This window comes from Granulicella pectinivorans, from assembly GCF_900114625.1.
In the GTDB taxonomy this organism is placed as follows: Bacteria; Acidobacteriota; Terriglobia; order Terriglobales; family Acidobacteriaceae; genus Edaphobacter; species Edaphobacter pectinivorans.
Genome location: NZ_FOZL01000001.1, coordinates 764,125 through 776,020 on the forward strand (window position 1 = coordinate 764,125; position 11,896 = coordinate 776,020).

An 11,896-nucleotide genomic window follows, 5' to 3' on the forward strand; every position below is an offset into this window, starting at 1 on the left:
GCGTCAGCGCTGCTCTGTCCTAGCCGCCGCCGAAGGTGAAGTTCACGGTGACCTGCGTATCGACCTCGGTCGGTTCGTTATTCAGCAGGTACGGCTTGTACTTCCAACGCTTGACCGCGTCGATGGCACTCGCCCGGAGCATCTCCGGCCCACTGATAACCTGCAGATTCTCGATCGTTCCCGTCTTCGAGATGATGGCGCGAAGCACCACAGCACCCGAAACGTGAGCGGCCTTGGCGATCGGAGGATAGATCGGGTCAGGACGCGAGATCAGCTGACCAGCCATCGTACCGCTCGACACGCGCTGCGGCCCGGTCGGCTTCGGAGGAGCAGCCTTGACCACCACCGGTGGCCCACTGCCGATGCCGCCCATCACACCGCCAAGCGCACCGCCGGCAGAACCGCCCATCGATCCCATGCCAGCGACACCAGCGACCTGCGGAGGAGGAGCAGCGTCCTCCTTCAGCATCTTGATGTCCTTCGGGATCTTCGTCGGCGCATGCAGGCCCTGGTCGATCTCCGAGACCATCTTGATCGGCTTCACAATCTGCGCCGGTGGCGGCGGAGGAGGAGGCGGTGGAGGCGGCGGAGGAGCCGACAGCATCGCGGTCATTGCCGTCTTCGGCAATGCTTCCGGATACAGCAGCGGGATCAGGATCATCACAGCGAGAATCGAAGCGTTGAAGATAAACGTCCCAATCATCCAATACTTGGACTTGGTCTTCAACTGCCCGCCGGATTCCATCAAAGAACTTTCAAACATGGGCAACCTCTTTACTGAGGAAAAGAGCTACCAAACGTTAGACACCGGGGACTTCGATATTGTTCCCGGTGGTTCCAGGAAATTTTTACCGCAACCACGTCCACTTGGAAACCATCGCGTTTAGACCTTGGAGCGTCCTGCCGGCAGGGAAGCGGCCTTGCCCTTCGATGCCCGCCAGTCCTGGTACGCCACCAGCATCGGTGCCGCGACCGCGATCGACGAGTACGTTCCAATCAGGATGCCCACAACCAGCGCGAATGAGAAGCCATGCAACACCGCACCGCCAAAGAGGTACAAGCTCAACACCGTCAGGAACGTGAGGCCCGACGCAATGACAGTCCTGCTCAACGTATCGTTGATGGACCGGTTGACCACAGCGGCCAGAGGCTCCCGGCGGTTGGTTGCCAGGTTCTCTCGGATGCGATCGAAGACCACGATCGTATCATTCATCGAGTAACCCACAAGGGTCAAAATTGCCGCGATCACCGTCAGGTCAATCTCTTTGTTCGCGAGCGAAAACGCACCAAGGGTAATGAGCGTGTCGTGGAACACGGCAACCACCGCCGCAACACCGTAGATGAGCTCAAACCGGAACCAGAGATAGATGAGCATGCCGATGAGCGAGTAGAGCGTCGCATAAAGGGCCTGCTTCTGAAGCTGCTTGCCGGCCGTCGGTCCAACTACGTCAACCTTCTGCACGGTGAACGCGGAGTCATGATAATTCGCCGAGAGAGCCGCCTCGATGGAGGCGCGGCCCTGATCCTGCTGCGACTCCGCCTGCTGTTCGGGGAGCGAGATCACCTCGGTATTCGCCGAGTTGCCCGACGGATCCGAGATCTGCTTGACGCGTGCGTCGTGGATGCCCGCAGCCGCGAGCGCGGCGCGGACGTGATCCTCATTGGGTGTACTGGAGAAACCCACCGTGATCTCGGTGCCGCCCTTGAAGTCAACGCCAAGCGGAAGATGATGCCAGAAGAGCAGCGAAAGCACACCCGCTACCGAGAAGATCAGAGAGAAACCAAGGAAAAACCACTTCTTCCCCAGCCAGTCGATATTTGTTGTCCGGAACAGTTCCACGTCTTGTCATCCTTGGCAGAGCCTCAGCGGGCTCCGCAAAAACTTTTGTTGTACCGCTTTTTCTTTAAATCGACAGCTCGAACGTACGATCCTTGCCTTCAAGGTGCTTGTCGAAGATCAACCGCGACACAAACACCGCCGTGAACAGGTTCGAAAGCAGACCGATCGTCAGCGTGACCGCAAAGCCCTTGATCGGACCGGTTCCGAAGAGGAACAGAATGGCCGCGGAGACGATGGTCGTGACGTGCGTATCGATGATGGTCGTCCACGCGTGCGCGAAGCCTTCCTTCACGGCACCGACGGCCGTCTTGCCCGCCCTAAGTTCTTCACGGATGCGCTCGAAAATGAGTACGTTCGAATCGACGCCCATACCGATGGTGAGAATGACTCCGGCGATACCGGGCAGCGTGAGCACCGCGCCCGAGAAGCCCATGAAGCCGAGCAGGATGATGAGGTTGAGCAACAGGGCCAGATCCGCGTTGATGCCGGAGCCCTTGTAATACACGAGCATGAAGACCATCACGAGGAGCAATCCGGCTACCGCCGCGATCACACCCTGACGGATGGAAGCAGCACCGAGGCTCGGTCCAACCGTGCGGGTTTCGAGGAAGTCGAATGAGGCCGGGAGAGCTCCTGTGCGCAGCATGAGCGAGAGCTCGTCGACCTCGGCCTTCGAGAAGTTACCCTCGATTTCGCCCTGATCGCGAATGGCAGAGTTGATGGAGGCCACCGAACGAATCTTGTTGCCAAGGACGATCGCCATCGAGCCGGGATTGGCGCTGTCGCGCGAGTGCGCGCTGGTGTACTTGTAGAAGCGGTCGCCGGCGGCGGTCGTCAGCGAAAACTTCAGGTTGGGGCGACCATTGATGTCGGTCGAAGACTGCGCGTCGCGGAAGTCCGTGCCTTCCACCTGGCTGGCGCGCTCGAGGAGATAGACCTGGTCCGGTCCGCCCGACATGGCGCTGCCGTGGACGAGCTGGTCGTCCGGGGGAATAATGCCGGAGAGTGCCGCCAGCGCGGCCTGGTCGCTCTCATAAGGCCCGCTGACCACCGCGTAAACGGCAAGCTTCGAGGTCGACGAGATCGCATCCCGCACCTGGTCGAGGTTGTCGATGCCAGGCAGCTCAACGAGGATCTCGTTGTCGCCGAGCCCATACTTCTGCACGGTAGGCTCGCTGACGCCGAGCGCGTTGACGCGCTCATAGATCGTCTCGATCTCGGTATCGAGCGTGCGTGCCTCAAGGTCGTTGATGGCCGACTGCTTCAGCGTCAGCTTGTAGCCGCCATCGCCGGCGGTGGACACATCATAGATCGCATAGTCGGTGCCATTGAGGAGCGTGCGAACATCGCTGCCCTTGCCGGCGGGAATGCCCGTCACCGAGATGGTCTCGGGGTGCGCGGCGTCCAGCTTGCCCACCGTCACGCCGGTCTGGCCGGAGGCGAGCAGCGCCTCCTTCAACCGCGCCACGTCACGATCCGTCGCCGAGGCGATTGCCTCGTCCACATGCACCTTCAGCACAAGATGCGCTCCACCCTTGAGGTCGAGACCAAGGTGAATGCTCTTGCCCAGCAGCGTCTTGACCGAGCCTGTCCGAGGAGCGTTGGCTCCAAAGAAGATCCCATAAAGAAAGACCGCGATGACCGCAACGATGAACGCCGTCTTACCGGCTGAATTCTTGAACATAATCTCTTGATCGGCTCATGCTCTCACCGCGAACGCGGCGAAAGCGTTTGCCTAATTTCCCTTATCCGTAATGACGGCCAGAATCTTACTGCAAAACTTTCCCTGCACACACCGAAGCCGCCTAAGCACCCTCGCCCGTCGTGACCGAAGCGATCGCACTCTTTACAAACTCCAGCTTCAAACCATCCGGCGCAATCTTCAGGACGATCACGTCGTCCTTGACCGAAAGAATCGTTCCGCGGATTCCGCCGTTCGTTACGACCTTATCCCCGGTCTTCAACTGCGCCAACATCTCGGCCCACTTTTTCTGCTTTACCTGGTTGGGCTTGATCATCAGGAAGTACAGCAGACCGAAGAATGCAACCGGCAGAAGCAACTGGCCATAGTTCGCCAACGCCCCGCCTCCCAGACTCTGGATCAACATCGCAAGCATCGAAACTCCATGGAACAACATCTGAAGACTGGAAGTCCGTCTCCGGCAAACCGCCCGGACGACGGGTTGCGTACGCGCAACGCCGCGCCAGACCACGCAATGCGCCTAGCCCCTAAGCATCGCGTAACGGCTCTCTCATGTCAAGAAATCCACAAAAACTCCCTCGGCCCTAGTTTTCGGATGGCATCTCGACGTGATCCACCATCAGGAGCGGCACAGTCGCCTTGCCGGACCTCAGTTTCAGCCCTAACTGCTCGTCCAGAGCCTCAAGAAACGACGGTCCCTGCGGCTGGGCCGGCGATTCGGCGGCTGGCGATCCGCCCGGAGGTGGCGGAACGTCACCCTGGTTCATCACCCATTCGAGCGTAAAGTCATACCTCCCGGTCAGTCCGGTCTCGTTAATCATGGTCCGGCAATCATGGTCCGGCCCTGCTGGCCGATGCCGGGGAGTGCATCCGCCATCAGGTCGAGCGTCGTGTTGCGCGACCCGAGATGGAGCATCCGCGACTGTGTCAGCATGGCCTGGTAAATCCCGCACTGCGGTGGGAACACGTCTTTCGGCTGGGCTGGCTGGGCATCACCCGCTTCCTCAACGCAAGGCGGCCCGCTGGTATGCGGTATCAGCCTCGGCCCGGTCACCCCGGCCTTCTTCAGCGTGAGGATAAGTACGGGAAGCTCCTTCTTTTCATAATGCACCACCAGTTTGAACCGCTCCGCCAGCAGATCCTGCATCATCAGACGCATCTGGTCCTTGGTGGCCGTCGCCGGGCCGCGTGCTTTGATCGTAAATTTTTCTTCAGCCAGTTCTTTGGGCAGTTGCGACCTCAGCGATTTGGTCTGATCGGGGCTGTACGGCAGCTTGTACGCAAACGATACGTAGACCATCAGCGGAAAATCTGCGGAGAAGGCTCCGCCTGTCTGCTTGTAGGAGTCGTCGGGGCCGAGTGGGAAGCTCGGCGGAGTGAACTCGCCCGGCTTCGTCGGCCGATTTGTCGCCACGTCGAATGCCATCTTGCCCCCTGCAGCCTTCTGCCAGTCAGGCACCTGAGCCCAGGCTCCAGTGACCGCCAGAAGCAGCCAACACACCAAACCAAAAGTCTTCATAGTGGCCTCGTTTGTGACGATAGACGAGGCAAGAACACCTTCGCTGGAAAAGTCTTCACTTTGCCCTTGTAAACACGACTTTTCCATCGACGAAGGTCATCTCGCAGCGCAGATTCTTCAACTCTGAAGCCGGTATTGCATAGGGATTCTTGTCCCAGACTGCGATATCGGCGCGCTTTCCGACTTCGAGGGTTCCGACCTCGCGCTCCAGAAAGATCAGCGGGGCTGCCCAAGCGGTGTAGGATCGCAACGCCGTGTGAACGTCTACCGCCTCCGCCGTGCCAAACGAATGCGCTCCTCCCATCACCTCGCGTTCGACGGATGCCCATATTCCCAGCCGTGGTGCCAACGGGGCAACCGCGTAGTCGGAGCCGGCCCCCCACCGGATTCCGTGATCGAGGTAGGTCTTCAGGGGCATCGTGCGGGCAAGCCGCTCCGGCCCGAAGTTCGGCGGCATGCTTTTGCCCAGCCAGTACAGGAAGACTGGCTGTACCTCGGGATATCCTGCGTCATATTTCGCCTCGAGCATCGCCATCGTCTCGGTGGCGTGGGGCGTCGGAAGGTAGGCGTGGATGATCGAGTCGCGGAGGCCGATCGTCGGTTTTTCCTTCAGGACCTGCGCATAGGTGTCCACCACCCAGTCGATGGCCTTATCCCCAATCGCATGGGTGCCCACACTCACGCCGGCCTGGTGGAACATCCGCACCATCGACCGGTAGACCTCGGGATCGAAGCCCGGGTAGCCGGTATTCGTCCCGTCCGCGACACCGTCTTTGTCCCACGGGTCGTAGCTCCAGGCGGTCCGCGCGATGGAGCTGCCGTCCATGAAGATCTTCGCCCCGCAGGTCGCCAACCGCCCGTCGTAGACCCTCTCTACCGGCGAGGCGGCCCGCATCTGAGCGAGCACCGCGTTCGCCGTAACCATCGACTGCCCGGCGCGCCAGAGCATGCAGACCCGGAGATCGAGCCTTCCCTCGCGATTCAGATCCCGGTACGCCTCCCAGACGTGCTCGGACGCCGTATCCTTCACCGCGGTCACGCCCTCGCTGTGGAGGTTTGCCGCCTCCATCAGGATTCCATCGCGCATCTGCGCGGGCGTCGCGGGCGGAATGAGCGCGGAGATGGGGCGCAGAGCGTTCTCCTTGAGGATCCCGGTTACATGGCCCGACGCGTCACGGTCGATCGTCCCGCCTGCTGGGTCTGGCGTGTCGTCTGCAATCTTCGCCAGTCGAAGTGCGACGCTGTTCGCCGTCAGGTAGTGGCCAGTCGAGTTCGTCATGACGACCGGATTGTTGGGTGATACTGCATCGAGGTCCGACGCGTAGAGATATCGCTTCTCCGCCAGCTTGCCCTCGTCCCATCCGAAGCCGACGATCCACTCTCCGGGCTTCGCCTTGTCTACTCGTGCCTTCACGCGGCGTACGATCTCCGCAATGCTGGTGGCATCGGGCAGGGTGACGTGGAAGAGGTCGTCCGACCCTGCCTCGCCGTAGTGCCCATGCGTGTCGATCAGACCTGGGGTCGCCGTTCTCCCCTTCAGATCGACGATCTGCGTGTGAGAGCCCACCAGACGCATCACCGCCGCATCCGTCCCAACCGCGACGATCCGGCCACCACGCACGGCCAGCGCCTGCGCCGTCGAATCCTTCGCATCCACGGTCAACACCGTACCGTGTACCAGAACCATATCCGCGACAGGACGCGTCTGCGCCCCCGCCACACCGCACGCCATCAGAAGCCAGCCAGCACACCTTGGAGGAAACATACGGCCACTATATCGCCAGCACTTCAGGCTTTCGCGTGCCTCGCCAGTAAATCCAGAAGCCCACCAGATTGAGCCCGACCGCCGTGAGCAGCACCTTCACCGCGAACCCCAGCGTGCTGTTGACCTCGACGATCGGGAAGTTTGCGAGAATGACCTCCGCCACCGTGACGATCAGGCCGAGGACTGCACTGACCAGAATCCAGAATCCCGGCGTCTTCTCCGTACGCCGGAACGCCATCGCCAGCGGAACGCCAAACATCGCGCAGTAGTAGACACCGAAGCAGATCTGGTTGCTGTTCTGCAGAACCTGGAAGGCCTCCTCCCGGCCCGCGCCCACGCTAGCCAGCACACTGGCCAGCGCCGACAGCCCGACGATGACGGTCAGGCTCCGGACCGGGGTCCTGTAACGGGGATGAAGCTTCGTGAACCAGGCGGGCAGCACATCGTCCCAGCCCGCGACAAGAGGTAGCCGGCTCGTCTCGGCCATGATCATGATGTATGAGGCGATCAGATAGAGCATGAGCCCGAGGATCATGACACGCCCCAGCCACGCGCCAACACCCACGCCGAGAGCCGCCGCCAGCACCTGCGGAATCGGACCGGCCAGGTCGATCTGGGAGGCTGGCGTGTAGGTCAGCATGGAACTTGTCATGAGCACATAGATCACGACCACGGCGGGAGCTGCGATCCACGCGGACAGCATCACCGAGCGGGCCGCGTTCTTGGTCTCGCCGGCGAAGACCGCCACCTGCTCAAGACCCGACAGCGCGTTAAAAGCAACTTTGAAGTAGAGATTGATCGCCATGACGGTGAAGACCGGCCAGGCCAGCACAAACGGCTTCTGCGGGCTGATGTGCGGGTGCGCTGCGGTGGCTCCGGGGTGCCAGACGAGCACCAGAAGGAGCGTCGCCGTCACGATAAGGATCATGCCCGCCCCAAAGTGGGTGACCCACTTGCCGAGCTTCATTCCGGGGATGTTCACGCCGAGCATCAGGGTGAACAGAAACAGATTCAAACCGAATGTGAGCCCGCGGCTATCCGCCATCCACGCGGCCTTGGGGCCGAACGCATAGGCCAGACTGGTCGCCGCTTGAATCCCGATCGATGAGACGAGCAGCACCGCGTACAGACCGTAGTTCCACGCGCTCAGAAACCCAGCCATGGGTCCGATCGCATGCTTCGCCCACTGGTAGACCCCACCCTCGAGGGGCCAGAGCTGTGCGCAGTAGGTGACCACCGCTACCTGCGGCAGGAAGAAGAACAGAACACCCACGACCCACATGGCAGGATGCGTTGAACCCTGTTTCGCCGCGATTCCGGCCCACGAGACCCCGATGACCAGAAGCAGTTGCATGGGGACGAGGTCCCGCAGACGCAACTCCCGTTTCAGCCCATGCTCCCCCGCCTCAACCAAGCCGCCACCCCGTAGATGTTTTGGCTCAGTCTAACCCAGTCCCACGATCGCTACAGGTCAGTCGCCCAATCCACCAATCCAGGCAGGTCATCGACCTGGCGGAACACTTTGTCAGTTGAAACAACTCCTGCGATGTATCACGATAGAGAGCATCTACTTCAACGGCAACGCTACCATCAAGCCGCCATCGCGTCCCAACCGGTTCCATCCCCGCAGCAGGCCCATTTCGGTCTTAGGCCCGAGATCCCGCTCGTAGATCTCGCCATAGTTCCCCACGGCCTCGACCACCCGCACCGCCCAATCGTCGGGAAGTCCAAGCCTGTCCCCCAGGTCATGCGTCTTGCCTGCCAGGCGCCGCTCGTTCAAATCCCATTCGGCAGCGACTCCCACGGGATGAGCCTGCGCCACCCCCATCTCCTCGGCCCCGATCAGCGCCTGCACCACCCAGTCGACGATTCGCCCAAAACGCTGATCGGAAGCGAGATACGCCGCCGCCAGGGGATCTTTCGACACCACACCGGGCAGCACTTTGAATTTGCCCGCAATCTCCCCAAAGCCGGCCCGCGTCGAGGCGAGTCGCGTCAGATCCCCGGCGAGCACAGGACACGTTCCCGTCACGAACGCGGCCTCCATCTCGCCTTCTTCGGTAAACGGAAATACGTTCAGGGCGACTCCACTCCGCTGGACCCAGGCCTTCACGGTGTCCTCGACCTCGGTCTCCGCGAGCACACAGGTCTTCTTGCCGCCCAGATCCTCCATCTGCTGCGCTTTGGACGTGACGGGCACCATGAAACCGACGCCATCCCAGAGCACCACCCCGCTCAACCCAATACCCGGCTCCGTGGCGTGCGTAAAATCCAGCGGCGAGGTGGGCAGAAGATCGACGGTTCCGGCCTTCAATGCCGCAATCGCGTCGACATCGTCCGAGAACACCTTGACCTCGGTCCTCGCGGCAGGCCCGAGGATCGCGACCGCGACGGCCTTGCACAGGTCGCGGTCGAAGGCCTCGCGTGTGCCATGATCGTCCGTCCGCGAGTACTCGCCATCCTCTTCGTTCAGCCCGCAGACGAGTGTCTTTGCGGTCTTCACCCTCTCCAGCGTTTGTGCACCGGCGGTCGCGGCCAAGGCCAGCAGAACGACAAGGAACTTCAAGGCTTCCATCCCCCGTCCGCCGGAATTCCCGGCGAATCTACGGGACGGGGGTTGAAGTCGGCGGGCAGCGGATTCGGCCTACCCCAGTCTGTGGGCGTGATCCCGAGCGCCTTGCAACCCTCGCCGCCAAAGTGCGGGAACTTCGGCAGCTCCTCGGCCGGAATCATCGCGTAGCTTCCAGGCAGAGGCTTCTTCTTGCCGGTCAGCCGCGCATCGTCGAACCCCGACAACATATCCCCTACCCCTGCGACCAGGTCATCGGCGGGCCCCATGTTCTTCAGCCCCTGTGCCTCGCCGATCTTCCGGCCCTTCATCTCGTCGGGCAGGTCCGCCAACGGAATCAGACCAAACAGCTCATCCACCAGCTTGATGATCGAGCTATGTTCCACCGGCTCATGCGAGACGCCGTGCGCCACGCCATAGGGCGAGATAAGCAGCGAAGGAATCCGCGGCCCTTGGTGCAGTGCGAGACCGACCCGGTCAGCAGAACGGATGATGGGCCGCACATGGTCGTATAAGCCATCCGTTTCGTCGTACGCGATCAGAATCACCGAGTCCTTCCAGTACGGCGACGCGGCAATCGCGTTGATCTCCTCCGCCAGCAGGGCCTCCGAGATCTGCGAGTCCGAGTAACCCGGATGGTCGTCGTCGCCGGAGTACTTGTCCTGCACACTCACCGTCGGGTCGAGCGGCTTGTATCCATGTAGATTGCCCTGGCCCCCGCGCACATAGAATGCACCGCCGCCCTTGGGGAGAGCCTCGGCCTTCATATCGGCGAAGAAGTCTCCAAGACCGTGCATGTGCGCGTTCACATCCGGATTGTTCGAGATATACCCGAAGTACTGCGGCGCGTTGTGATGCACCACATAGCCCGCGTGCTTTGCTTCCGCGCCGAGATCGGAGGGCTCGTGGTCATAGCCCTCCTGGTACCAGCCCCACGGCACCGCCGCGACGCCATGCCCAGCGATCTTGGCGATGTCTTCCTTCACGTCGAGCAGATCGAATGCCTTGTCGCGGTCCTTGGCCGTGGTCTTCTCGATCGCATCGCCCATGAACGACAAGGGCAGGGTCGCGTAGGTCAGGTTCGGCGAAGGATTGCTCGAGGCCTTCACCTGTGGCTGCTTGCCCTCTTTGGTTGGATCGAGCTTCGAACCCCAGTAGGGATAGGGATCGGCCAGCATCGGCACACCCTTCTCCTCGGGATGCAGCATCCACTGCGTCTCGCCGACCTGCCCCGAGATCATGGCGATCGCGTTCGGCGTGGAAGGGCCAATCTCCGTGTCCATGAAGTGATCGAACAACGTGAAGCGATCTGCCCACCGCCACATAAATGGGGCCATATCGCAGTCGATATGCCCCATCACCACCTCGCCCATCTGCTTGCGCGCGAGCGTGGGGAACTTGTTCGGCTTGCCGTTCGCATCCAGTTCCAGGCCTTCTTCGGTGACCGAGTAGCGGTCGTTCGCCGCGACGTTCTCTGCGTCGAGATGCAACTTCTTCACCGAAGGCACATGCGCATGATTCACGCTCGCCAGGTCCATTGGATAGAGCTGCACCGTCTTGCCGGTCTTATCTACGATCGAAGACGGGATCCGGAACGGCGAGATGGTCCCCACAGTGCCGTCCACGTTCACAATGGGCTGCACGAACCCAGGAACCTTGCCAGACTTGGGGTAGAGTCCATCTGCACCCGGATAGGTGCCGAAGTAAAAGTCGAACGAGCGGTTCTCCTGGAATAACACGAAGACGTACTTGACCTTCTGCCGCAGCAACTTCAGTTTGGCATCATGGGACAGCGTCTCCGAGACCGGTCCGGCCATCTTCATCGTCTCTTTGCTGGAGGGGGGAGCGATCTCCACCTGCGCACGCGCCGCACCGGTCAGCGCCAAACCCACCCCAATCGCCCCTGCCAGCCCGAAAGCCATCCTGTTCAAAATTAATCCTCCTGAAACAAACCGATCCCATCACGATACCGCACAGAGGGGGGTGCTCTCTATCTGCCTGATTCGGAAAGCCTCACCTTGTATTTGGTCCACTACCGCGCCTAGCCGCTGGAACAGATTTCGGTTTTGGGCGTTTTCCTTGGGAAAACACGCACAACGCCGCCACGATATCTCGAATCGTACGGAACAGGAGATACTCATGAACCGCATTCGCAAGGCTCTTGCACTCTCGACCGTCGCCCTTACCCTCAGCGCCGGACTTGCCTTCGCCCAGGATCACCATGACGACCACCACGACGATCCGCATGCCGGTTACGTCCACCATGACGACTGGCAGAAGGGCCACCGGATGAATCATGACGACTGGAACCGTGGGCAGCGCATCGACTACCGCGCCTACCATCTCAGCGCGCCACGCCGCGGGTATGAGTGGCGTCAGGTGGATGGAAACTATGTGATGGCCGCGGTCGCTACCGGGCTGATCGCCTCGGTCGTCGTCGCCTCGGCTGCTCACTAAGCTCCACTAATGGAAAAGGGTGGAGGGCCCGCTCCCCACGGATC

At 61.1% G+C, this 11,896-nt stretch carries 11 protein-coding genes; 1 reads left to right on the forward strand and 10 read right to left on the reverse strand.

Annotation, left to right across the window (positions count from 1 at the left end; translation table 11 throughout):
* Nucleotides 1-19: 19 nt before the first annotated feature.
* The 10 genes from BM400_RS02960 to BM400_RS03005 all read right to left on the reverse strand — a co-directional run bounded on the left by BM400_RS02960 (nucleotide 20) and on the right by BM400_RS03005 (nucleotide 11,317).
* Nucleotides 20-763: an energy transducer TonB gene (locus BM400_RS02960; protein ID WP_089836488.1), complete on the reverse strand. Its 744-nt coding sequence runs from the start codon at nucleotides 761-763 to the stop codon at nucleotides 20-22.
* 120 nt (nucleotides 764-883) lie between these two features.
* Nucleotides 884-1,840 carry a protein translocase subunit SecF gene (gene secF / locus BM400_RS02965; RefSeq protein ID WP_089836490.1) on the reverse strand — a complete coding sequence of 319 codons (957 nt, stop codon included), beginning with the start codon at nucleotides 1,838-1,840 and terminating at the stop codon, nucleotides 884-886.
* 64 nt (nucleotides 1,841-1,904) lie between these two features.
* The gene (gene secD / locus BM400_RS02970; RefSeq protein WP_089836491.1) at nucleotides 1,905-3,524 is read right to left on the reverse strand and encodes a protein translocase subunit SecD; all 1,620 of its coding nucleotides are present in this window, start codon (nucleotides 3,522-3,524) and stop codon (nucleotides 1,905-1,907) included.
* A 121-nt stretch (nucleotides 3,525-3,645) separates the two neighbouring features.
* On the reverse strand, nucleotides 3,646-3,957 hold the full coding sequence (yajC, locus tag BM400_RS02975; RefSeq protein ID WP_089841421.1) for a preprotein translocase subunit YajC: 312 nt from the start codon (nucleotides 3,955-3,957) through the stop codon (nucleotides 3,646-3,648).
* A 169-nt stretch (nucleotides 3,958-4,126) separates the two neighbouring features.
* The gene (locus BM400_RS22725; RefSeq protein WP_089836493.1) at nucleotides 4,127-4,363 is read right to left on the reverse strand and encodes a TIGR03435 family protein; all 237 of its coding nucleotides are present in this window, start codon (nucleotides 4,361-4,363) and stop codon (nucleotides 4,127-4,129) included.
* The gene (locus BM400_RS02985; protein ID WP_175528839.1) at nucleotides 4,360-5,061 is read right to left on the reverse strand and encodes a TIGR03435 family protein; all 702 of its coding nucleotides are present in this window, start codon (nucleotides 5,059-5,061) and stop codon (nucleotides 4,360-4,362) included. Before BM400_RS02985 ends, BM400_RS22725 begins: the two co-directional genes overlap by 4 nt.
* A 55-nt stretch (nucleotides 5,062-5,116) precedes the next feature.
* Nucleotides 5,117-6,826, reverse strand: a complete 1,710-nt coding sequence (locus BM400_RS02990) for an amidohydrolase (RefSeq protein WP_089836498.1) — start codon at nucleotides 6,824-6,826, stop codon at nucleotides 5,117-5,119.
* Between the two features lie 7 nt (nucleotides 6,827-6,833).
* Entirely contained in the window at nucleotides 6,834-8,240 is a 1,407-nt protein-coding gene (locus BM400_RS02995; protein WP_175528840.1) for an APC family permease, read from the reverse strand.
* Between the two features lie 153 nt (nucleotides 8,241-8,393).
* Entirely contained in the window at nucleotides 8,394-9,392 is a 999-nt protein-coding gene (locus BM400_RS03000; RefSeq protein WP_175528841.1) for a type 2 periplasmic-binding domain-containing protein, read from the reverse strand.
* Nucleotides 9,389-11,317, reverse strand: a complete 1,929-nt coding sequence (locus BM400_RS03005) for a phospholipase C (RefSeq protein ID WP_089836503.1) — start codon at nucleotides 11,315-11,317, stop codon at nucleotides 9,389-9,391. The genes BM400_RS03000 and BM400_RS03005 overlap by 4 nt, the downstream gene beginning before the upstream one ends.
* 217 nt (nucleotides 11,318-11,534) lie before the next feature.
* Here BM400_RS03005 and BM400_RS03010 point away from each other — a divergent pair, with 217 nt between their 5' ends.
* Nucleotides 11,535-11,852 carry an RcnB family protein gene (locus BM400_RS03010; protein WP_089836505.1) on the forward strand — a complete coding sequence of 106 codons (318 nt, stop codon included), beginning with the start codon at nucleotides 11,535-11,537 and terminating at the stop codon, nucleotides 11,850-11,852.
* The last annotated feature ends 44 nt before the right edge of the window (nucleotides 11,853-11,896 follow it).